The organism is Streptomyces californicus, assembly GCF_000717645.1.
Lineage (GTDB): Bacteria > Actinomycetota > Actinomycetes > Streptomycetales > Streptomycetaceae > Streptomyces > Streptomyces californicus.
Genome location: NZ_JNZZ01000004.1, coordinates 210,639 through 232,766, shown reverse-complemented (window position 1 = coordinate 232,766; position 22,128 = coordinate 210,639). Strand labels below are relative to the sequence as shown.

Below are 22,128 nucleotides of genomic sequence, written 5' to 3'. Positions count from 1 at the left end.
GTCGCCGTAGGGTGGACGGGAGCAGGGCAGCGGGGGCGGGGAGGAAGCCGGACATGGGTGCTGTGAAGGGCAAGCGGATGCCGCGCGCCGTGCGCGAGCAGCAGATGATGGACGCCGCCGTGCGGACCTTCGGCCAACGCGGTTACCGGGCCGCCTCCATGGACGAGATCGCGGAGCTGGCGGGCGTCTCCAAGCCGCTGGTCTACCTGTACCTGAACTCCAAGGAGGACCTGTTCTCCGCCTGCATCAAGCGTGAGGCGGACGCCCTGCTGGAGGCGGTACGGGCCGGAGTGGACCCCTCGCTGCCCGCCGACGCCCAACTCTGGTCGGGGCTGCGGGCGTTCTTCGTCCACACCGCCGAGAACCCGGACGCGTGGTCGGTGCTGCACCGTCAGGCGCGGTCGCACGGCGAGCCGTTCGTCACCGAGGTCAGCGGGATGCGGGACGGGATCGTCGCGTTCGTGACGGGTCTGATCGGGGCCGCCGCCCGCGAGGCCCACAGCGACCCCGCGCTCGCCGACCGGGACGTGGCGGGTTTGGCCCAGGCGTTGGTCGGCGCTGCGGAGTCGCTGGCGGGCTGGGCCAACGACACCCCGGACGTCTCGGCGCGGGAGGCCGCGGCGACCCTGATGAACTTCGCCTGGGCGGGCCTGGAGAACCTGATGCACGCCCGCCCGTGGACGCCGCCGGCCGGATAGACGGGGCTCCGCGGACCTTCTGTACGGTCCGGGTGCTCAGGCCGCCGAGTTTCGGCCGGCGGTGGTGCGGAGTCGGTCGCCGGGGGCGGCCGACGGGTCGAGCTGGGCCCGCAGCCCCGCGAGGCCCTGGGCCAGGGCGCCGCGTTCGCCGGGCGTCATGTTCTCTATGGCCTGATGGAGCACCGTGTCGCGCTGGGCGCGGATGCGTTGCAGGTGCTCCCGTCCGGCCGGGGTGAGCCGGAGGGTGATCTCGCGGCCGTTGTCCGGGCACGGCAGGCGTTCGAGGAAGCCGATGGCCTGGAGGCGGTCGCACATGCGGGTCACGGTCGGCGGTGCTGAGGAGAGGCGGTGGCACACCGCGCGCATGCGGACGCCCTCCTCGCCGTCGATGACGTACATCAGACGGAGCTGGGACGTGGAGCCGGGCGCGGCCGTCCCCGTGGTGGCGTTCCTGGCGTGGTCCCACATCACGTCGAGGAGCTCGACGATGGAGCTCGCGGCGTGGATCGGCTCCTGCCGGAACCCGGTGGTGGCGGCCTCTGAGGCGTTCATGGTTGCCCGTCGGTGGGTGCTTCTGTCCGGTGGAGCGCCGGGCAGTGGCTCAGGTGGTGACGTCCGGTCCGGTGGGGCGGGCCGCCCCGGCGCTCTCCTCGGCGGCCGAGGTCGCCGAGGACCGGGGCGGGGGCGGGGCGGTGAGGTGGCCCAGCGTACCGGTGAGGGTCAGGAGCCGTTCCAGCCGCGCGGGCCGGTCGTCCAGATGCAGCCGCACCCCGGCCTCCGCGGTGCGGCGCGCGATCATCAGCAGCGCGCACAGGCCCATGGAGTCCACCGCGCCGAGGTCCGCGCAGAGCAGGTGCAGATCGGTCAGCGCGGGCCGGGCGGCGAGCCGGTCGGTGGCCTCCTGTACGAGGAGGTCGGCGTTGTCGTAGTCCAGGTCTCCGTGGAGTTCTATCCGGACGCTGTCCTCGCCGTCGACCGTGGTCAGCTGGAGGTGGTGGTGGGGGTGCGTGGTCATGCGGGGTTCCCGGCGGCGGTGGAGTGGTCGGTGGAGAGGGCCCTGGTCCCGGCCCCGATGATGCGGACGGCCCGGGAGAAGTCCTTGAGTTCGCGGGCCAGCAGGTCCAGTGTCGGCGGCAGGCTCGCCGCCGGTACGCCCCGGGCGACGAGGATGCGGGCGGTCCAGGTGATGAACCGGGTGAAGAGCTCCTCGTCGTCCAGGTAGAGGGCGGTGGCGAGGAAGTCGACGATGTGCGCGAGGTCCTCGGCGGTGCGCTCCCGCTGTACGTCGGTGTACGAGCGCATCGCGGGGAAGGCATCCTCCAGCGCGGTGAAGACCTGGCGCACCAGGGAGGCACCGCTGCGGGAGACCAGGGTGTACTCCTGGTCGGCCAGGTGCGGCAGGTCGTCGTACTGCTGGTGGTCCAGTTCCGGCCGGGGCAGCGGCTCCCGGGCGAGGAGGTCGGCGGCGGCGCGGGCGTCGGGCGCCCAGGCGTCGGCGCCGAGCGGCTTCGCGTACTCGCCGTCCGGGCCGAAGGCGGCCCCGCCGACCAGGACCGGGACCCCGATCGCCTGGCAGGCGGTGATCGCCGCGTGCGCGGTGGGCAGCCGGGTGGGGATCGAGCTGGAGAGCGCCACCGCGTCGGCCTCGGTGTTGTGCAGGTGGACGATCAGGTGCGGGGTGGGGATCTGCGCGCCGAGGTAGTCGACCTGCCAGCCGCGCAGTTTGAGGACCTCGGCCAGCAGGCGGGCGGGCAGCCCGTGCCACTCGCCGTCCACGCAGGCCACGGTGAGGCGGCCCCGGGTGGCGGTGGTGCGGGCGGCGGGGTGCGTACTGAGCGCGGCGACGGCCCGCTCGTTGATGGCGGTCGCCGCGTGCTCCTGGGCGACGCTCATCCGGTTGGCCGCCCACTCCTCGCCGACACGGCCCTGCACCCGGGCGATCACGTCCAGCAGGACGCTCTCCGGGTCGGCGCCCTCGTCGAGCAGGCGCAGGACGAGATCGCCGGCCGCGTACTCGTCCCCGGCGGAGACGGCTGCCCACAGCAGTTCCACCGACCGCTCGATGTGCCCGGCGTGCCCCATGGCGGTGAGGCGGGTCACGGTGCTGGTACTCATGCGGTGTACCTGCCCCGGGTGTGCCCGTTCACCGCGCTCAGATGGTGCGTCCGGGGCGCGGAGATCACGACGACGGCCATGTCGTCGTGCGGCCGGTCGTTCAGCCACTGGGCGGCCAGCATCTGCACGTGCTCCACGATCCCCTCGGCGGGCATGCCCGCGCAGCCGGCGAGCGCCCGCTTGAGCCGCTCCTCCCCGAACAGGTCGTCGCCCATCGGGCCGCCCTTGGCCTCGGTGATCCCGTCGGTGTACAGCACGCAGGACTCGCCGGGCGCCAGGGACGTGGAGACGGTGGCGGCGGTGACCGTGGGGATGGCCCCGATCAGGGTGCCGTGGGTCTCGGCCTCCTCGACCGTTCCGTCCGCGCGGACGATCAGCGGGCTCGGGTGGCCGCCGCTGGTGAGCTTGAGGTCCACCGTGCTGCCGCGCCGGACGGCGGAGGCCAGGACCATGGTCGCGAAGCGGGTGTGGTGCGAGCTGAGCATCGAGGTGTTCAGCAGACTCAGCATCCGCTGGTGGTCGTCGGCCAGGGGCAGCAGCGCGTGCAGGGTGTTGCGGATGCGGCCGGTCAGCACGGCGGCCTCCAGGCCCTTGCCGCACACGTCCCCGAGCAGGACGAGGGACGGCTCGCCCTCGACGGTCGCGGGGTGCACGTCGTAGAAGTCGCCGCCGATCCGCTCGTGGTCGGCCGAAGGCCGGTAGCCGCCGGCGAAGTCCACCCCGGAGATCTGGTGCAGGGCCGGGGGCAGGAGCTCGCGCATCAGCAGGTCGCTGATGGAGCTCTGCTCCGCGTACAGCCGGGCGGCCGACATTCCCGCGCCCGCGCGGGCGGCGAACAGCCGGGCGAAGACCTCCTCCTCCTCGGTGAAGGCGGCGGCCTCCGCCCTGCGCAGCAGGATCAGCGCCCCGGCGGGGACCCCGTGGCCGGGCAGCGGGGTGATCACGATCGAGCCGACCGGGCCGATGCCCTCGGGCACCATCCACGCGGGGGCCGCCGACGGGTCGATCCACCGGGACGGGACCGGCGGGAACCCGCGCAGCGCCTCTCCCAGCCCGGGTACGGCGTCGGGGTCCGCGGTCACGGTGGACGTCTCGGGCTCGCCGCCGCGCAGGCAGGTCACCACGGGCAGCCGCTGACCGCGCACCGGAGCTATCACGAGCGCCGCGTCGGCGAGGCTCTCCGCGGCCATCTGCGCCGTCGCGTCCATGCAGCGCGCCAGGTTGAGGGAGGACAGCAGGACGTTGGACGCCTTCGCCAGGAACGCGCCCCGCTCCTGCTCCATGCGCAGCGCCTCCCGGACGAGCCGGTGGTCGGTGTCGTCCACCAGCCACCAGGCCACGGACCCGTCGTCCCGTACCGTGGGGTGCGCCTCGTAGAACCGTCCGCCGATCTCACCGGCCGGGGCCCGGCCGGAGTCCGGCGCGGTGTGCGGGCCGGGGGAGCACAGCCCCGCGTGCGCGTCGCGGAGCCAGCCCGGGACCACGTCCGCGAGGGGCGCTCCGGGGGCGGCGGCGGGCAGGACCGGCACCGCCGCGTCGTTGCACCGGACCACGAGGCCCCGGGCGTCGGCGATCAGCACCGGGTACGGTGCCTGGCCCCAGGGGAAGTCCGGGTGCGTGTCCGTGCGGGTTCGCGCTCGGGTGGAAGCCAAATATCGAGGGCCCGCTGGGCGAACCCCTCACCTCATCAACTAGACGATTGCCTTGAGGCAACCATCCCTCACGTCGTCCCCCTGTGACAACCCGGGCCCCGTTCCGTACGCGACACCCGTACAGAAGGTCGCGGAGTCTTCACCCCATGACCACATGCCCGGCCCGGCGCGATTCAGCCCGGCGCGGTCCACCGCCCGGCGCGATTCACCACCGGACGGGGTTCCCCGCGTCTCCTCGCGTCCCTAGGGGCTCGGGGCCTCACGACCGTGCCAGTCCAGGCACATCACGAGCGAGTCGTCGGCCGCCGGACCGGAACCCCGGTGCCCCAGCAGCTCCTGGAGCATCACCCGCGGCACCTGCGGCGCGGGCAGCAGCCGGGTGCTGTTGATCGAGGCGGCCAGCGCCCGGAGGCTGTACTTCTCACCGGCCGGGGACAGCGCGTCGTACACGCCGTCGCTGACGAACAGCAGCCGGTCGCCGGGCTCGACCCGGAAGCGCTGGGAGACGTAGTCGGTGTCCTCGAACATGCCGAGCGGCATCTGCGCGTCGAACGCGATCTGCTCCACCGCTCCCGCGCGCACCCGCCACACCCGGGGCGAACCCGCGTCGATGACCTCCACCTCCCCGGTCGGCAGGTGGAAGCGGAAGAGCAGGGTCGACAGGTGCTGCTCCCCCCGGTGCTGCCCGTACACCGCCTGGTCGGCCAGGTACGCCTGGTCGCTCAGGCTCAGGCCGGCGCGGCGGGCGTTGCGCAGCGCGTTGACGCAGAGGTTCGTCAGCAGGGCGGCGTCGATGCCCTCGCCCATGCCGTTGCTGACCGTCACGTACAGGTCGTCGGCCGAGGCCGACCAGTCGAAGCTGTCGCCGAAGATGGCGTAGGCGGGCTCCAGCTGGGCGCCGAGGCTGTACTCCGGCCGCGCGCAGGAGCGGCCGGGCAGGAGCTGCCACTGCATCTCGGCGGCCAGGGTCAGCCGCTCCGCCCGCCGCGCCTGGAGGAAGAGGTCGGTGTCGCGCTCGGCGACGACCACCTCGTGGGCCAGGGCGTCGGCACACTCCTGGAGGTCCGCCAGGACGTCGGCCGCCGGGCCGCCGTCCTCGTCCGCCGCCAGGGTGACGCTGAGGACGCCCAGCCGGTCGCCCCGGACGCTGACGGGGAGGTGGGCCGTCACGGTGTCCGCCGAGCGGTCCCGAACGCAGTGCGCGGCCTGCGCGCCGAAGGCGCGGCCGGGCGCGCTGTCGTGGACCGGCACCGGGGGACGGGTGTGCGGGAGGACGCCGACGGGCTGCAGCCGGGTCATCGCGTAGTCGACGAGCAGCAGGTCCACCGTGCGGGCGCGGTGGCGGCGCTCGATCAGCGAGCGGACCACGTCGAAGATCTCGTGGGGTGCGGCCTCACGCAGTGCGCGCTCGACCGCGCTGGGTCTCTCCACCGGTACCGGACCTGCTTTCTCGGGCGTGCGACCACCGGGCGGCAGCGTCGACGGCCGGCCGGAGCGGGCGAAGGCGCCCACACGGGAGTGTCACATGCGCGCGGTCCGGCCCCTGGAAGCGCCCACCGCCGGACGGGCGGGGCCGCCCGCCCCGCACGCGCCCGGGAGCGGCCCGAAGGCGGCACGGAGGCGGCCCGGGAGGCAGGTTCGGGATACAGGCCCAGGGGATGGCCCCTTACCCCTTCCGGGTCACCGCCCCCACCAGGTGGACGCGGTCCCCGGGGCCGCGCAGCGCGAAGGCGTCGCCGGCGGCGTCGGCCGCGTACGTCACGGTGGCGGGCAGCAGGACGGGGGCCCGGAAGTCGATCCGTACGGTACGGACGGCGGCCGGGTCCCGGGTCTCGGCCAGGCAGCGGGCGGCCGTCCACATGCCGTGCGCGATGGCCCGGGGGAAGCCGAAGAGCCGGGCGGTGAGCGGGTACAGGTGGATCGGGTTGCGGTCCCCGGAGACGGCCCCGTAACGCCGCCCGAGATCGCCGGGCAGCGACCACTCGGCGCGGGCGGGCAGATGCTCGGGGGACGCGGCGGCCGGGCGACCTGCCGTGCTCGCGGTCGCCGTCGGCAGGTTCGCGCCCGCCTCCGCGGCCGACGGCGTGCTCGCGGGGTCCGGCTCCGGGCGGCGGGGCGCGTGCCGGGACAGATAGCCGCTGCGGGACTCCCACACCAGCTCCCCGGCCACCCGCGCCTCGGTCGTCATGGTGACCTCGGTGCCCCGGCGGTGCGGGTTCAACTCCTGTGCGTAAACCGTCAGTTCGAGCGGTTCCGTCGGCTCGACGGGCCGGTGCGGGGCGATCTCGATCCAGGTGTGGACGAGCCCGAGCACCGGCAGCGGGAAGGCCCGGCCGGTCATCAGCCGCATGGTGTCCGGGAAGGCCAGCACATGCGGATACGTGAGCGGCAGCGCGCCGGACTCCGTGAACCCGCAGATCCTCCCGTACGCGGCGAGGGGCCCCGGCGCGACGGGTGTGGCCGGGCGGGTCGGGCGGTCCGGGGGCAGCGCGGCGTCCGGGCGGCCGGCGCGCTTGAACGGCGAGAGGAGGGCCCCGCGCACGAGCGAGGCGCTGAGCGAGGTCATCGGTCTCACGCCCCCAGCAGGCTCTGGCCGCAGACGCGCAGCACCTGGCCGTTGACGGCGGCGGAGCCGGGCTGCGCGAACCAGGCGACGGTCTCGGCGACGTCCACCGGGAGCCCGCCCTGGGACAGGGAGTTCATCCGGCGGCCCGCCTCCCGGATGAAGAGCGGCACGGCCGCCGTCATCTTCGTCTCGATGAACCCGGGGGCCACCGCGTTGACCGTGACCCCGTGCTCGGCGGCGGCGCGCGGGCCGAGCGAGCGGACCAGGCCGATGATCCCGGCCTTGCTGGCCGCGTAGTTGGTCTGGCCGTTGTTGCCCGCGATGCCCGCGATGGAGGCCGTGGCGACGATCCGCCCGCCCCGGTTCACCGCGCCCGAGGCCAGGAGTTCGTCGGTGGTGCGGAGCACGCTGTCGAGGTTGACCTCGATGACCTGCGCCCACCGTTCGGCCGGCATGTTGGCGAGTCGGCGGTCGCGGGTGATCCCCGCGTTGTGGACGAGGACGTCGAGCCCGTCCGGCGCGCCGGCGGCGATGCGGGCGGCGGCGTCGGGCGCGGTGATGTCCAGCGGCAGCGCGGTGGCCCCGAGCCGGTCGGCGGTGCGCGCCAGGTCGTCCCCTGCCTGGGGCACGTCCAGCACGATCACCCGGGCCCCGTCGCGGGCCAGTACCGAGGCGACGGACGCGCCGATGCCCCGCGCCGCCCCGGTGACCAGGGCGGTGCGGCCGGTGAGCGGGGCGTCCGGGTCGGCCGCCGGGTCCGGCGCGGCGTCGGTCAGCTCGATCACCTGGCCGCTGACGTAGGCGGACCGGGGTGAGAGCAGGAAGCGGAGGGTGGACTCGGCGGCCACCGGCGCGGCCCCGGCCGGGAGCCGGACCAGCTGGACGGTGGAGCCGCGCCCGATCTCCTTCCCCAGCGACCGGACGAAGCCCTCCAACGCCTGCTGGGCAGCGGCCTGGTGGTGGTCCTCGGAGGACGGGGGCGTGCCGATGACGACGATCCGGCCACCGGGAGCCTGCGACCGTACGACCGGGTGCAGAGCCGCGTGCACCTGGGCGAGGCCCCGGGCGGAGGTGACCCCGGTGGCGTCCAGCACGATCGCGGCCGGGCGCTCGGACCGCTGCTCCACGGCGAGGCCGGTGGCCGCCAGCACCTTGGCCAGCTCACCCCCGATCGCCGAATCCCCGGCGGTCAGATGCAGCAACGGCCCCTCCAGGCGCGGGGTTTCGAGGGACCAGCGGCGCAGCGGGGCGGGCTGCGGCAGGCCGAGGCGGCGGGTGAGGAAGCGGCCGGGTGCTGTGCCGGTGAGGTGCAGATAGCGATCGGCCATTGTCCTGACTCCCTGCTCGGTCGTAGATTTACCGTTGAGTAAGGTTACTCAAGAGTCAGGAGATGGTCGAGATGAACAATCCCGGACCGACCGAGACGAGATGGTCACGATGACGCGCCCGTTCGTTCCGCTCCCCGTGCCGCGGGTGCGCCGCGTCGCGGTGCTCGGCGGCAGCCGCGTCCCGTTCGCCCGGTCCGACGGCCCGTACGCGACCGCCTCCAACCAGGACCTGCTGACGGCCGCGCTGAACGGCCTGGTGGAGCGGTACGGACTGGCCGGCGACCGGGTCGGGGCGTTCGTCGCGGGCGCGGTCCTCAAGCACAGCCGCGATTTCAACCTGGCGCGCGAGACCGTCCTCGGCTCCGCCCTCGATCCTCGTACCCCGGCGTACGACATACAACAGGCGTGCGGCACCGGTCTCCAGGCGGTCGTCGCCGCCGCGAACACCATCGCCCTCGGCTCCGTCGACTCGGCGATCGCGGGCGGCTCCGACACCACGAGCGACGCCCCGCTCGGCGTCAACGACGAACTGCGCCGCATCCTGCTCGCCGCCCGCCGCGCGAAGTCCGCCGGAGCCCGCCTCAAGGCCCTTTCCGCCGTACGCCCCCGCCACCTCGTCCCGGACATCCCGCGCAACGCCGAACCCCGCACCGGCCTGTCGATGGGCGACCACGCCGCCGTCACCGCCCGCCGCTGGGCGGTCACCCGTGAGGACCAGGACCTGCTGGCCGCCACGAGCCACCAGCGCCTGGCCGCCGCGTACGAACGGGGCTTCCTGGACGACCTGGTGGTCCCGTACCGGGGCCTGGGCCGCGACCAGAACCTGCGCCCCGGCTCGACGGTCGAGAAACTCGCCACGCTGAAACCGGTGTTCGGCACGGACGGCCCGAACGCGACGATGACGGCGGGCAATTCGACCCCGCTGACGGACGGCGCGGCGACGGTCCTGCTGGCGAGCGAGGAGTGGGCGGAGGCGCGCGGCCTCGAACCGCTGGCGTACCTCTCCCTGTACGAGACCGGCGCGGTGGACTACGTGGACGGCGAGGACGGCCTGCTCATGGCCCCCGCGTACGCGGTGCCGCGGCTGCTGGAGCGGGCCGGGCTGGGCATCGAGGACTTCGACCTGGTGGAGATCCACGAGGCGTTCGCCTCCCAGGTGCTGGCCACCCTCGCCGCCTGGGAGAAGCAGGGCCTGGCCCGGGTGGACCGCGCCCGCCTGAACGTCGCCGGGTCCTCCCTGGCCACCGGCCACCCCTTCGCCGCGACGGGCGCCCGGATCGTCGCGACGCTGGCCAAGCTCCTGGCGGAACGGGAGGGGCCGGGCCGCGGCCTCATCTCGATCTGCGCGGCCGGCGGGCAGGGGGTGACGGCGATCCTGGAACGGCCGTAGGAGCAGCTTCGGCTGCCGCAGCCGTACGGCCGTGGGAGCTGTGACGGCTGTGGGAGCCGTGATGGCTGCGACAGCTGTGATAGCTGCGGGGGCCGTACGGCTCCGTGCGAGCCGTACCCGCCCTGCCCGTAGCGAGCCGTACCCGCTCTGCCCGCAGTACCTGCCGGACGGACGACCCGGCGCACCGACCCGCCCGACCCCCCAGAACGAGGAGCCGCACGTGTCAACGCCACCTTCCGCCCCCGCCACCACCACGACGCCCCCCGGGCCCGTCCTGGTCGAACCGACGAAGAAGCGCGGCCCGGACGGCCGCGTCGAGGAGGTCTCCGTACCGAGGTTCGCCCCGGCCGTGCGGCGCGGCTCGCTCGCCGAGATCCCGTTCGACAACGCCCGGGAGGCCCCGGCGGACCCGGTCCTCAGCCGCAAGGACGCCGAGGGCGCCTGGCACGACGTGAGCGCCGCCGACTTCGCCGCCGAGGTCCAGGCCGTGGCGAAGGGGCTGATGGCGGAGGGGCTGCGGGCCGGGGACCGGATCGCGATCATGGCCCGGACGACGTACGAGTGGACGCTGCTGGACTTCGCCGCCTGGGCGGCCGGGCTGGTGACCGTCCCCATCTACCCCACCTCGTCCGCCTTCCAGGCCCGCTGGATCCTCCAGAACTCCGGCGCGGTGGCCTGCGCGGTGGAGACGAAGGAACAGGGCCGCCTCATCAGCCAGGAGCGCAAGCAACTCGGCGACCTCGCGCACCTGTGGCAGTTCGACACGGGGGCGGTCGGCCACCTGAAATCCCTCGGCAAGGACATCCCCGACGAGGCGGTGACCGCCCGCCGGGCCGCGCTCGAACCGGACACCCCCGCCACCCTGATCTACACCTCGGGCACCACCGGCCGCCCGAAGGGGTGCGTCCTGACCCACGGCAACTTCTTCGCCGAGGTCGACAACGCCATCGAACTCCTCCACCCGGTCTTCAAGTCCGTCTCCAAGGACCCGGCCTCCACGCTCCTCTTCCTCCCCCTCTCGCACGTCTTCGGCCGCATGGTGGCGATCGGCTGCATGCGGGCGAGAGTCCGCCTCGGCCACGCCCCGTCTATCCAGACGGAGGACCTGCTGGCCGACCTGGCGGGCTTCCGCCCGACGTTCCTCCTCGCCATCCCGTACGTGCTGGAGAAGGTCTACAACACGGGCCGGGCCACGGCGGAGAAGATGGGCCGGGCCTCCTCGTTCGACCGCGCGGCCCGCATCGCGCAGCGGTACGGCAAGGCGGTCGAGGCCGCCGAACACGGCACGGGCCCCGGCCCCGGGCTCGGCCTGCGCGCCGCCCGCGCCCTGTACGACCCGCTGGTCTACCGGCGTATCCGGGCGGCACTGGGCGGCAAGGTCCGGTACGTGATCTGCGGCGGCTCCCCGCTGGGCCGCCGGCTCGCCGCGTTCTACGAGGGCGCTGGCATCGGCATCTTCGAGGGGTACGGCCTCACCGAGACGACGGCCGCCCACACGGTGACCCCGCCGCTCAAGCCCCGCCTGGGCACGGTGGGGTGGCCGCTGCCCGGGACCTCGGTGCGCATCGCGGAGGACGGCGAGGTGCTGCTCAAGGGCGGCCAGGTGTTCCGGGGCTACTGGGACGGCGAGCGGGCCGAGGTGGTCCCCGCCCTGCTGGCGGACGACTGGTTCCCCACGGGCGACCTGGGCACGCTCGACGAGGACGGCTATCTGACGATCACCGGCCGCAAGAAGGACATCATCATCACGTCGGGCGGCAAGAACGTCACCCCGGCCCCGCTGGAGGACTGGCTGCGCGCCCACCCGCTGGTCAGCCAGTGCATGGTGGTCGGCGACAACCGCTCGTTCATCACCGCCCTGATCACCCTGGAGCCGGACGGCCTCCAGCACTGGCGCCAGATGACCAAGAAGCAGGACGTCCCGCTGCGGGACCTGATCCACGACGAGGACCTGCGCACCTCGCTCCAGAAGGCGGTGGACGAGGCGAACCGCCTGGTCTCCCGCGCGGAGTCGATCCGCAAGTTCACGGTCCTGCCGGTGGACTTCACCGAGGAGAAGGGCCACCTGACCCCGTCGCTGAAACTGAAGCGGGAGGCGATCGCCCGGGACTTCGCCACGGAGATCGAGGAGCTGTACCGGAAGTGAGCGGGGGGCGGGTCGGGGGCGGGGCTGCGAGCGCCGCCGTCACAGGTCCTCTGGAAGCAACCGGAATGCCTTGTGGCCGGTCAGGGGGCGGACCATACGGAAGTGGCGGTCCGAGGTGAAGAGGACCTCGGTGCGGTACGCGGCGGCCAGGGCGACGTTCATCGCGTCCGTCAGTCCGATGCCCTTGCCGCCGTCGGCATCGGTGTACCCTTCCGCGACCGCGATTGCCGCACTCAGGTGCGCTCCGACGGAGGGGATTTCGAACCGACGAGTGGCGGCGTTGCGCTCGATGAAGCGCGCGACCGTAAGAGCCTTGTCGGAGCCCGCCCTGGTGGAGATCAGATAGTCCAGCTCGGCAAGGACCAATGGAGAGACGATCAAGTGGCTGATCGTCGACAGCGCCTTCTTGTGCCCTTCGTGCCCGGTAAGCCGTGGGTCGAGAAGCCGGTAGAGGGCGTTGGTGTCGGCAATGGCGATCAGACTCACGACCCCATCCCCTTGAGCGCATCCTCGATGTCCTCGTCCGTGAGGTCGGGCAGGGCGAGGTCGGGGAGGTCTATGGCGCCCATCGGGTCCGTGGGGTGAGGGGGAACGTCATTGTCGGTGATGGGGACGACACGTGCTACGGGGGTGCCGTTCTTCGTGACGGTGATGGTTTCGCCCCGCGCCGCCGCTGCGAGGATCTGTGAGGATTTTTGGTTGAATTCGCGGGCCGTGGTCTCCATGTAGTACACGGTACTACGCCGCCTTGCGGTGTCAGCTCGACAGTCCTGCGGATCTGCTCCCGGAGAGCCCGGTGGTTCGGTACCAGCCGTCCGTGTGTTCCGGTGCGTTCCGTATCCTTCGTCGTTCTGTGCGGCTCCGCGCGTCACGCGCGCGGAGCCGCCCTTCCCCGCGCCCCCGTACTCCTGAATTCCTGAAGCCCCGCGTCACCGTGCGTGCCGGAACTCCCAGCCAGAGGTCAGAGCCACCGTTCATGACATGCGATCCCCGTGTACTTCGCAGAACGCTCCTCGTGGGGCTCATACCCGCCGTGTGGACCGTGGTCCTCGGCCTGTGGGGGCTCTCGCGGCAGAACAGCGTCTGGCGGGACGAGGCCGCGACCTGGCAGGTCGCCCGGCGGTCCACCGGGGACATCGTGCGGATGCTGGAGCACGTCGACGTCGTGCACAGCCTCTACTACCTCTGCATGCACGGCCTCTTCGCCGGGTTCGGGCCGTCCACCACCGTCCTCCGTCTGCCCTCCGTCCTGGCCGTAGCGGCGGCGGCCGCCTGCGTGGCGCTGATCGGCCACCGGCTGGCGGGCGCGTACGTCGGGCTCGGAGCCGGGCTGGCCCTCGGGCTGCTTCCGGCCGTGCAGTTCTACCTCCAGGAGGGCCGCCCCTACGCCCTGGTCGCGGCCGGGTCCGCGGTCTCGACCTTGCTGCTGGTGAACGCGCTGCGCGGGCGGGCCCGGAAACGGACCTGGGCGGCCTACGCCTGCGCCGTCCTCGTCTGCGGCTGGCTGAACTGGCTGGCGCTGCTGATCCTGCCCGCGCACCTGATCACCCTGCTGTGGTCGCGTGCCCCGCGCGGTGTCCGTGTCCGGTGGGCGGTGGCCGCCGGGGCCGCCACCGCCGGTGTGCTGCCGCTCGCCCTGTTCAGCCTGGACCAGTCCGGCCAGGTGTCCTGGGTGCCGCCGCTGACCTGGCACATGATGATCGGCCCGGCGATCCTCCTGGCGATCGGCGGCCTGGGCGGCCTGCTGGGCCGGCGGACGGGGACGGGGACGGCGCCGGGTACGGGAATGGGGGCGGCGGAACGTACGGGGGCGGCGGACCGGACGGACCGAACCGGGCGAGCGGACCGGACGGACCTTGCGGACCGGGCGGGACGGCCGGGACCGGTGACGGGTTCGCCCTCCGTGGCCGCGGTCGGGCTGCCCCTCCTGGCCGTACCGCAGCTCGGTCTGATCGGGCTCTCCCTCGTGAAGCCGCTCTTCGTGGACCGCTACATCCTGTTCAGCCTGCTCGGCCTGGCCCTGCTGATCGGCGCGCTCATCGGCCGGGCCGTGGACGAGGTCGCACGGCGTTCCCGGCCCGCCGCCCGCTGTGTTCTGCCGGTCCTGGTGGCCGTCGCCCTGGTCGCGCTGCTGCCGCAGTCGCTGGCCAAGCGGTCCCCCGTGAGCAGGGTCGACGACGTCCTCGCGGCGGCCGAGCGGACGCGGCAGCTGAAGCACGACGGCGACGGGGTGCTGTTCATCCCGGCGGCGCGGCGGGACACCTGGCTGGTCACGCCCGACGCCTTCACCGGCACCCGCGACATAGCCCTCGCCGAGACCCCCGAGGAGTCCGGAACCCTCAAGGGCGTGGAGGCGAGCCCCGCCCGGGTCCGGGCCGCGATGCTCGCCCAGCGGCGGATACTGCTGGTCACGGACGCCACCGGGGTCGCGAGGCCGACGCGGGGGCGTCGGGACCGCACCAAGGCGGAGGTGCTGGCCACCCACTTCACCCTGGTCTCCGACGAGCGAATACGCGGGCGGCGCGTGGCCGTCTACGAGCGCCTCGCCCCGGCGGGCGGGGGATGAGCAAGGACCGGCGTCGCTCACCGCTCACCGCTCAGCGTTCGTCGGAGTCGGAGGCAGGGGCAGGGGCAGAGGCGGACCCCGACCCGGACACCGGACAGGAGCCCACGCCGGGGCCCGTCTGCGGGCCGGGCCCCGGACCCGCCCCGGAATCAGCGGCAGGGCCGGGGCCCTGCGGAGGCACAGCCCCCTCGGTGCGCGGCGTTCGGGGCGCGACGACCATGGACAGGCCCTTCGGCGTGGGGGTCAACTCCAGGCTGACGCGGACCTTCCTCCCCGGCCGGGCCATGCGGAAAGTTCGCGCGTGCACGAGCCCCGCCAGCGCGACGGGCCCCATGATGTCGGCCGCCGCCGCGCCGGGGCAGTAGCGGGGACCCAGCCCGTAGGCGAGCACCGGGCCGGGGGAGAGCGGCGGCTGCGCGTCGGGCGACCAGCGCAGCGGATCGAAGTCGTCCGGCCGGGCGTAGCGGGCCGGATCGCGGCGCAGCGCCCCGAGCGGCAGCGTCACCACCGCGCGGGCGGGCAGGCTCTGCCCGCCCAGGCAGGTGGCGTCCCGCGTGCGGCGGACCAGGAACGGGATGCCGTGGACGCGCGTGACCTCCGTGATGAACCCGGCCGCGCGGGGCAGCAGTTCGGCCCGGACGCCCTCGGACGAGGGGGCCGCGCCGAACGCGGCGTCGGCCTCCGTCCGCAGCGCGTCCTGGTGTTCGGGGTGGCGGCCCAGCTCGTAGCAGGCCCAGGCGAGCGTCCCCGTGGTGGTCTCGATGCCCGCGAGCAGCAACGCGTACAGATCGTGCTCCACCGCCCGCCGGTCGTCGCCGGAGGCACGCTTGAGCAGGGAGACGACGTCGCCGCCGTCCGGGTCCGGCCGGTGGTTGTCGTACACCTCGCGGGATGCCCGGTCGAGCAGCGCGGTCGCCCGGCGGAAGGCGCGCTGGCGCGGCGCGGGCAGCCACGGCCACGGCGACAGGGTGTACTTCCAGATCATCCCGGCCGACACCGCGGAGCGGGACCGGGCGAGCCCGGACAGGGTCTCCGGGGACAGCGTGCTGTTCAGCACGGTCTCCACGACGAGCCCGGCCGCGAGCCGCCCCATCTCGTACCGTACGTCGACGGGGCGGTCGGACGGGATGCCGTCGACCAGGTGCCGGGTCCGGGACCACACGGACGTGCCCAGGCCCTTGAGGCGGGGAGCGGCCAGCGCCGGACGCATCACCGCCCGCCGCTCCCGGTGGGCCCGGCCCTCGGCCCCGGTGATCCCCCGCCCGGCGACGTCCTCCAGGCACGGGTCCGTGCCCCAGAACTGGAAGACGTCCTCGGAGCTGCCGACCTTCCGGAGGAGTGCGGGGTCGTTCATCTGGAAGGCGACCGCCGGCCCGGTCCGCGTCCTGAGGACGGGCCCCGCCTGCTGGAGCCGCACCGCGACGTTCGCCGGATCGAGCCAGAAGCGCAGGGAGCGGGAGTACGCGATCCCCGACTCCCGCCGCGCGGTCCGGGACGTCCCGGAACCTTTCTTCTCGGACACGTTCTGCGGCCTCCTCGGCTCTCGACTCCTGTCGCGGGGCTGGCCCCGGCGCATCGGACGCGGCCGACGCGGGCGTCGGCTCCGACATCGGGCCGCGTATGCGAACGAGGTGCGGCCGCAAAGGACACTCCGGGCCCCGGGCCGGCTTGGGTTCAAGGGGTCCGTACGCGCCCCGCACGAGCCCGGAGCGATTTTGGCCCGTAGCGGGGCGGGGCCCGCCGGCTGCGCCGCGCATCGGCGGTCTGTCGCGCGGGCCGCCGGTACGGCATTCTGGTGGCCGCTCAACACGCGTAGATCCACGGGCACTTCGTCTCCAGCACCACTCCCACCACGGTCCTGCTTCGACCCCGAAGGATTCCCATGCGCTCACCCCGCACCTGCCTCCTGGCCCTCCTCGCGCTCCTCGGAGGGCTGCTCACCACCGCCGCCACCGCGAGCCCGGCGGTCGCCGCGCCGAACTTCAAAGCTCCGTACGCCTGCGGCCAGCAGTGGACCTACAGCCATCACTCCGCCGAGGTCAGACAGGCCCTCGACTTCGTCCGCACCGACGGCGGCGGCACCGCCGGCTCCCCGGTCCTCGCTTCGGCCGCCGGGACCGCGTACCGCTACTCCCAGCCGAGCGGCGCGGGCAACTACATCGCGATCGAGCACGGCGGTGGCTGGAAGACGTACTACTTCCACCTCGCCGCGTTCTCCGTCGCCAACGGGGCCCAGGTCGCCCAGGGTCAGCGGATCGGCACCACGGGATCGACCGGCAACAGCTCCGGCGCGCACATCCACTACGAGCAGCTCTACAACGGCGTCGGCCAGACGATCGTGATCAACGGCCGTTCGCTCGCGCCCTATCCGGGCTCGTACCACAGCAAGTACCTGACCAGCGACAACGGTTGCGGTGGCGGTGGGGTCGGAAAGTACTGGGTCGACACGTTCGCCAACGCCACCGGTTACGCCGCCGCCAACACGGCGGACGCGCAGGGCGTCCTCAACGCCGGTACGAACTACGTCTACTGCAAGGTGTGGGGCGCGCGGGTCGGCACGGCGAGCCAGTTCAACCACTGGTGGCTGCGCACCGACCTGGACACGGTGTACGCGGGCAAGAACGGCCGCAACGCGTACGTCTCGGCGTACTACCTCTCCCGCTGGGGCAACGACGAGGCCCGCGACAACAACGGGGCGGTGATCCCGAACTGCTGAGGCCACAGCGGCTGCTGAGGCCGTCGGGGCTGCCGGGTCCGTCGGGGCTGCTGAGGCCGCCGGGGCGCGACCGCGCGGCCCGCCCCGGCCTGGCACCCTGTGTGCGTACGGGCCCGACGGCAGCAGATCCGCGGGCGGAACGTCGCGAGGGAGAAGCCGCATGGCCACGGTCGCCGAACTGATCACCTACCCGGTCAAGGGATGCGCGGGAACGTCGCTGAGCAGCGCGGAGCTGACCCCGGCCGGCCTCGCGCACGACCGCGCCTTCATGGTCGTCGGCGTCGACGGGGTCTACCGCAGCCAGCGCCGCGACCCCCGTCTCGCCCTGATCCGGCCCACCGTCAGCGCCGACGGCCGTACGCTCACGCTCGCCCCCGCCACCGCCGCCGGACCGTCCGGGGAGGCACAGGCCGGGGCGCGCGGAGAGGCGTACGGCGAGGTGCGCGTCGCGGTCACCACCACCGCGCCCCGGCGGGACGTGGACCTGTTCGGCACGGCGTATCAGGGCATCGACCAGGGCGACGAGGCCGCCGCCTGGCTCTCGGACTTCCTCGGCGTCCCGAGCCGCTTGGTCCGCGTACCGCCGGAGCACGACCGCAAGACCGACGGCATGACCCCCGGCACCTCCGGATACGCCGACAGCAGCGCGGTCCATCTGTTCACCCGCGCCTCGTTCGCCCTCCTGGGGACGCGGCTGACGGAACAGGGCTCCGAGCTCCTGCCGTTGGACCGCTTCCGCCCCAACATCGTCGTCGACAGCACTCCCGGGGAGGACGGGGCGGAGAACGCAGCGGAGGACTGGGCGGCGGAGCCGCACGCCGAGGATCGGATCCGCCGCGCGACCGTCGGCTCGGCCGAACTCGGCTACACGAAGCTCGCCGGGCGCTGCGCGGTCACCCTGGTCGACCAGGAAGCCGGGGCCCGGGGCGGCGCGGAGCCGCTCCGGACGCTCGCGACCTACCGGCGGGCCTCGTCCGGCAGTGTGGTGTTCGGCGTGAAGTTCTCCGTGACGCGCCCGGGCACGCTGTCGGTGGGCGACGAGGTGGCCGTGGCGGAGTGGGGCGTCACGGAGATGTGACGCGGAGATGTGGCGCGCAGGTGTGACGCCGGGGGCTGTCCCCGGCGGATCCACGGCGACGCGCTTCGGCCCTTCGGCGTGGCCCGGAGACCCGAAGCCCCGAGCTCTGGGACCGGGGCCCGGACGGCGAAGGGCCCGGCACGCATGGCGCGTGCCGGGCCCTTCAACGTACTGGCTGAGCTGGTGTTACTGGCCGACCGTCTTCTTCTTGCGCAGGAAGAACACCGCCGCGCCACCCGCGACGACGAGGGCCGCCGCGACACCCGCGATCATGGGCGTGGCGCTGGAGCCACCGGTCGCCGCGAGGTCGTCGCCACCGCCGGTGGTGCCGCCCGTGGTGTCGCCGGTCGTGCCACCGGTCGTGTCAGCGGACTCGCTGGGGCTCGGGCTGGTGGACGGGGTCTCGCCGCCGCCACCGCTCGTGCCCGGGGCCGGGGTGCCCTGGGTCTCGCAGTCCAGGACGCCCTCGAAGCGCTCCGAGAAGCCGTTGGGGCCGGAGACGGTGATGTCGTACTTCTCGTCCTCGCCGACCGGCACGGTCACGGTCGTGCTCTCGCCACCGGCGACGGTGTGCTTGTCACCGGCGAGCTCGAACTCGAAGGGGGAGTCGCCCGCGTTGCTGACCTTGACGTCGACGCCGCCCTTGACGCAGTTCTTCTCCGCGGTGGCCGAGGGGATGGCACCCTTCTTGGCCCAGTTCGCGGTCGCCGCCGCGGTCACCGAGGTCTCGGTGGAGCCGGCCAGGATCTGGGTCTGGCTCTTGGTCGGGCTGGCGAAGGCGCGGCCGACCGGAACCTGCGTGGACGCCTTGGCCGTGACGGAAGCCTGGCCGTCCTCGGCGCCCGCGGGCACGTCGAAGTACAGCTCGGTGCCGTTGGCGGCCGACGTCACGGGCTGGCCGTTCTTGTCGGTCACCTTGACACCGGCAGCGGTGGCGTCGGCGCCGGGGGCGACGGAGACCGAGTTGGCGTCGGTGTTCACCGTCACCGGGCCGATCTTGTCGCCCGACTTACCGGAGACCGAGTTCGGGCCCAGCGTCAGGGAGGTCTTCGGCTCCTGGAGGTTCTGAGCCTGTGCTTCGAGCCAGTCCGCGAGCTTCTCGGCCTGCGGGTCGTTCGCCTCGACCTTCGCCTTGTCGGAGAAGCGCCAGATGGCGACCTGCGTACCGGCGGCGGCCGTCTTGTCCGTCAGCTTCGAGGCACCCGCCTTCTGGGCGAGCGCGTTCACGTCGCTGACCTGCGGGTAGGAGTTCCGGAGAATCCAGAGGATCTTGCCGGCGTCGTCGTTTTTGCCGAGCGAGGTCTGGCCCCAGGGGGTCTCCAGGTACTTCGCCTTGCGCTGGGTCGGGTTGTGGATGTCGATGCAGTACGACTGCAGCTTGCCGCCGCCCTCGACGCTCATCTCGAACAGGCCGGCGGAGACGGAGCTCTTGCCGTTGCTGTTGAAGATGGTGGCGGAGTCGTACGTCTTCAGTCCGTCCAGGGTGGCGACCGCGCCGCCCTGGTGGTGGACGTCGTCACCATCGGCAGCGGCGGTACCGGCCCCGGCGAGGGAGCCGAGGGCCAGCACGCCGACCGTGGCCGCCGTTGTGGCTATCCGGCGACCGGCGGTGCCCCGCCCGGTCGCGGTGGATGCTGAGCGCGTTGCAAACACAGAAGTCCCCTCCGGAGCGGCTCATCCTCGAGGCGCGTCAGATGCGCCACACGAGATACGTGGGAGAGTCGCGAAAGTCAGTGCCAAGTGCCCTGTGAGCACGGGGAGATCCTATGGAGAGGGTGGGGACAGATGTTCCCCCGGGGCTCGATTTAAGTCTTCCGAATCGGAATCGTTACCTCCGTGGACCGGCGCGTCGGCTCGCCACGGCATGCGGGAGAGCTCCGGCCGACGGTCGTCCCAGTCGCGGGACCTTCCGGGTGTGTGCGGTGTCGTTGTGCCAATTCACCAGGTCACAGCCGGTTCTGACGGTGGGCCCCGCAGTCTGCGGACCGGGGGTCCGGTGAGCGCGCGGTCCTTGGGCAGGGCCTGGCGGTGGCGCGGCCGGCCGGTCGGACCGGTGAGGACGGACCTAGGACTGACTTAACCGACGGGTCCTTCAAGGGACTCGATAAACGCGCGAGGCAAGTCCGGAGTGGCCCGGCGGCTTTTGACGATCAACACGAAACCGCCCCTTCGCGGCAGTGCGTGCCTCTCTGTTTCCGGTGGGTGACCGGGTCTCGGTCGGGAGTCCCTGGAGTACAACCTTTCGCCATTTCGGATTCACGCGAAAAGGTCGAGGGGCGTATGCCGTCGAGCGAGGTGGTCGACGTGGCGCCCCCGGGGCGGGCGCCTCGGTTACCCCCAGGAGGCGGTCGTTGCGGGGCCGACACTCCTGGGCCGTACGGGCTGCGGCTGGCCTGCACGCCCGGACGCGGTTGTCGTCGGGCGACCGACACGCCGGGGCGCGGTCTTCCGCAACCGGTCCGGCTGCTCAGAACCGGAGCGCGCGGACCAGTCGGCGCGCCGTCCTGGCGTCGATGGCCCCGAGGTCGAGGAGCCCGGGGGCTTCTTCCCGTACGGATACGGAGAGGGCGCCGCCGCCGGTGGCCTCCGGGAAGACGCGGCCGAGCAGGGCTCCCACGAAGGCGGCGTCGGTCCCGGCGGGCGGGGCGGGCCGGGCGGCGGGCGGCGGCACCGCACCGAGGACCCGGGCCAGGCGAGCCGCGTCCTCGACGCGGACGGGCCCGAGGGTGATGCGGCCCTGGCGCACGCGGAGACCCGGGAGTTCGATCCGGTGCCCCGCGCAGATCTCCCGTAGCGCGCGGGCGGTCTTGAGGGTGCGCTTGGTCCCGGTGCGGATCAGCCGGGCGAGCTGGCGGGCGTCGGCCGGGGCGAGAGGGCCGATGCACACGTCGCCGTCGGCCGCGCCCCCGGTGACCGGCGCGTGCAGCCCCGCCTCGCTGAACGCCGCACGCAGTTCGTCGGAGGCGGGCGCGGGCGAAGCCGCGTGCGCGGGTCGGTCGGCGGCGGTGGGCGCGAGGGCGTCCGGGGCGTTCATGCGGGGCTCCTGTGCGGGGAGATGGGCGGGCAGACGGGCGGTAAGAGGGGAGGACGGAGACCGGGTACGCGGTCCAGCGCCAGATCCCCTCGTGGACGGGCAGCTCGTACGCGTATCCCCGGCCCCGCCGCAGGGAGCGGACGGCGGCCTCGGCGGTGCGACGGTCATCGAGCCAGAGCCGGGCTCGGCGTCGGGCGTCACGGCGGAGGCCCGGCGTCAGCCCTCGCACGGATGCGCGCATCCAGGCGACGGCGTGCGCGGGCGCGGTGGTGAGCAGACCGCCCGGGGGCGGTCCCGCCGCTTTGCCGGGGGTGTCCGCGTGACACCAATAGGCGCGCGGCAGCCTGCGGTTCACGCCGCGTACGCGGGCGGCGTGGTGAGGATGTCGGCCCAGACGTCCTTGCCGTCCCGCCGCATCACGGTCCCGCACCGCGCCGCGAGCGCCGCGATGAGGAGGACGCCGCGCCCGCTCTCCTCCTCCCACACGGGGTCGCGCCGCTCGGGCGGCGCGGTGTCGGAGTCGCTGACGGTGACCCGTACGCCGTCGGGCCTGCGGCGGAGCGTGATCGTGCAGCGCGGCGAGCCGGTGTGCCGCATGACGTTGGTGAGCAGCTCGTGGGCGCAGAGCGTGGCGGCGTCACTGAGTTCCCGCAGCTCCCAGAGGTCGAGGTGCGCGCTGACGATGCGCCGCATGATGGCGAGCGTCTCGGGGCGGGCGACCAGTTCCTGCTGGTAGTCGGGCGGGGCGGACTCGGGGGCCATGGGCACGGCTTCCTCCATTGCGCGGGAAAGGAGTTCGGCTCGCAGGAGCACGCCCTGTGATCGGTGCGCCGCCCTGC

Annotated in this window: 19 protein-coding genes; 6 read left to right on the top strand and 13 right to left on the bottom strand. The window is 73.4% G+C overall.

Annotation, left to right across the window (positions count from 1 at the left end):
- Positions 1-53 precede the first annotated feature (53 nt).
- Positions 54-698 carry a TetR/AcrR family transcriptional regulator gene (locus IF19_RS0107690; RefSeq protein WP_030115694.1) on the top strand — a complete coding sequence of 215 codons (645 nt, stop codon included), beginning with the start codon at positions 54-56 and terminating at the stop codon, positions 696-698.
- A 36-nt stretch (positions 699-734) separates the two neighbouring features.
- On the opposite strand, the gene IF19_RS0107685 is transcribed toward IF19_RS0107690, so the two are convergent.
- The 7 genes from IF19_RS0107685 to IF19_RS0107655 all read right to left on the bottom strand — a co-directional run bounded on the left by IF19_RS0107685 (position 735) and on the right by IF19_RS0107655 (position 8,359).
- A complete protein-coding gene (locus IF19_RS0107685; protein WP_030115693.1) occupies positions 735-1,250 on the bottom strand; it encodes a MarR family winged helix-turn-helix transcriptional regulator in 516 nt (171 codons plus the stop codon).
- 49 nt (positions 1,251-1,299) lie between these two features.
- On the bottom strand, positions 1,300-1,713 hold the full coding sequence (locus IF19_RS0107680) for an STAS domain-containing protein (protein WP_030115692.1): 414 nt from the start codon (positions 1,711-1,713) through the stop codon (positions 1,300-1,302).
- Positions 1,710-2,813 carry a cobalamin B12-binding domain-containing protein gene (locus IF19_RS0107675; RefSeq protein WP_030115691.1) on the bottom strand — a complete coding sequence of 368 codons (1,104 nt, stop codon included), beginning with the start codon at positions 2,811-2,813 and terminating at the stop codon, positions 1,710-1,712. The genes IF19_RS0107680 and IF19_RS0107675 overlap by 4 nt, the downstream gene beginning before the upstream one ends.
- Positions 2,810-4,393, bottom strand: a complete 1,584-nt coding sequence (locus tag IF19_RS0107670) for a PP2C family protein-serine/threonine phosphatase (RefSeq protein WP_030115690.1) — start codon at positions 4,391-4,393, stop codon at positions 2,810-2,812. The genes IF19_RS0107675 and IF19_RS0107670 overlap by 4 nt, the downstream gene beginning before the upstream one ends.
- A gap of 315 nt (positions 4,394-4,708) precedes the next feature.
- Complete coding sequence (locus IF19_RS0107665; protein ID WP_030115689.1) at positions 4,709-5,896, bottom strand: PP2C family protein-serine/threonine phosphatase; 1,188 nt, start codon at positions 5,894-5,896, stop codon at positions 4,709-4,711.
- 235 nt (positions 5,897-6,131) lie between these two features.
- Complete coding sequence (locus IF19_RS0107660) at positions 6,132-7,031, bottom strand: MaoC/PaaZ C-terminal domain-containing protein (RefSeq protein ID WP_030120795.1); 900 nt, start codon at positions 7,029-7,031, stop codon at positions 6,132-6,134.
- Between the two features lie 5 nt (positions 7,032-7,036).
- The gene (locus IF19_RS0107655; RefSeq protein ID WP_030115686.1) at positions 7,037-8,359 is read right to left on the bottom strand and encodes a 3-oxoacyl-ACP reductase; all 1,323 of its coding nucleotides are present in this window, start codon (positions 8,357-8,359) and stop codon (positions 7,037-7,039) included.
- 100 nt (positions 8,360-8,459) lie between these two features.
- Here IF19_RS0107655 and IF19_RS0107650 point away from each other — a divergent pair, with 100 nt between their 5' ends.
- Positions 8,460-9,749 carry an acetyl-CoA C-acetyltransferase gene (locus IF19_RS0107650; protein WP_030120796.1) on the top strand — a complete coding sequence of 430 codons (1,290 nt, stop codon included), beginning with the start codon at positions 8,460-8,462 and terminating at the stop codon, positions 9,747-9,749.
- 220 nt (positions 9,750-9,969) lie between these two features.
- Positions 9,970-11,895, top strand: a complete 1,926-nt coding sequence (locus tag IF19_RS0107645; protein ID WP_030115684.1) for an AMP-dependent synthetase/ligase — start codon at positions 9,970-9,972, stop codon at positions 11,893-11,895.
- A 39-nt stretch (positions 11,896-11,934) separates the two neighbouring features.
- Here the strand turns inward: IF19_RS0107645 and IF19_RS0107640 are convergent, their stop codons facing one another.
- Together IF19_RS0107640 and IF19_RS0107635 are read right to left on the bottom strand one after the other, a co-directional pair.
- Positions 11,935-12,381 (bottom strand): PIN domain-containing protein, encoded by a 447-nt coding sequence (locus IF19_RS0107640; protein ID WP_030115683.1) that lies wholly within the window; start codon positions 12,379-12,381, stop codon positions 11,935-11,937.
- Positions 12,378-12,620: a type II toxin-antitoxin system Phd/YefM family antitoxin gene (locus IF19_RS0107635; protein ID WP_030115682.1), complete on the bottom strand. Its 243-nt coding sequence runs from the start codon at positions 12,618-12,620 to the stop codon at positions 12,378-12,380. Before IF19_RS0107635 ends, IF19_RS0107640 begins: the two co-directional genes overlap by 4 nt.
- 251 nt (positions 12,621-12,871) lie before the next feature.
- Between IF19_RS0107635 and IF19_RS1000000138135 the strand changes: the two genes are divergently transcribed.
- On the top strand, positions 12,872-14,461 hold the full coding sequence (locus IF19_RS1000000138135; protein WP_030115681.1) for a glycosyltransferase family 39 protein: 1,590 nt from the start codon (positions 12,872-12,874) through the stop codon (positions 14,459-14,461).
- A gap of 31 nt (positions 14,462-14,492) precedes the next feature.
- Here the strand turns inward: IF19_RS1000000138135 and IF19_RS0107625 are convergent, their stop codons facing one another.
- Positions 14,493-15,983 (bottom strand): cytochrome P450, encoded by a 1,491-nt coding sequence (locus IF19_RS0107625; RefSeq protein WP_063751474.1) that lies wholly within the window; start codon positions 15,981-15,983, stop codon positions 14,493-14,495.
- 360 nt (positions 15,984-16,343) lie between these two features.
- On the opposite strand from IF19_RS0107625, the gene IF19_RS0107620 reads away from it, so the two are divergent.
- Positions 16,344-17,177, top strand: coding sequence for a M23 family metallopeptidase (locus IF19_RS0107620; protein WP_030115679.1), 834 nt, complete (start codon positions 16,344-16,346; stop codon positions 17,175-17,177).
- A gap of 160 nt (positions 17,178-17,337) precedes the next feature.
- Positions 17,338-18,255: an MOSC domain-containing protein gene (locus tag IF19_RS0107615; protein ID WP_030115678.1), complete on the top strand. Its 918-nt coding sequence runs from the start codon at positions 17,338-17,340 to the stop codon at positions 18,253-18,255.
- A gap of 186 nt (positions 18,256-18,441) precedes the next feature.
- Here the strand turns inward: IF19_RS0107615 and IF19_RS0107610 are convergent, their stop codons facing one another.
- The 3 genes from IF19_RS0107610 to IF19_RS0107600 all read right to left on the bottom strand — a co-directional run bounded on the left by IF19_RS0107610 (position 18,442) and on the right by IF19_RS0107600 (position 22,051).
- Positions 18,442-19,908: a Cys-Gln thioester bond-forming surface protein gene (locus tag IF19_RS0107610; RefSeq protein WP_418952712.1), complete on the bottom strand. Its 1,467-nt coding sequence runs from the start codon at positions 19,906-19,908 to the stop codon at positions 18,442-18,444.
- 814 nt (positions 19,909-20,722) lie between these two features.
- Complete coding sequence (locus IF19_RS0107605; protein ID WP_050493717.1) at positions 20,723-21,289, bottom strand: hypothetical protein; 567 nt, start codon at positions 21,287-21,289, stop codon at positions 20,723-20,725.
- 351 nt (positions 21,290-21,640) lie between these two features.
- Complete coding sequence (locus IF19_RS0107600) at positions 21,641-22,051, bottom strand: ATP-binding protein (RefSeq protein ID WP_030115675.1); 411 nt, start codon at positions 22,049-22,051, stop codon at positions 21,641-21,643.
- Between the last annotated feature and the right edge of the window lie 77 nt (positions 22,052-22,128).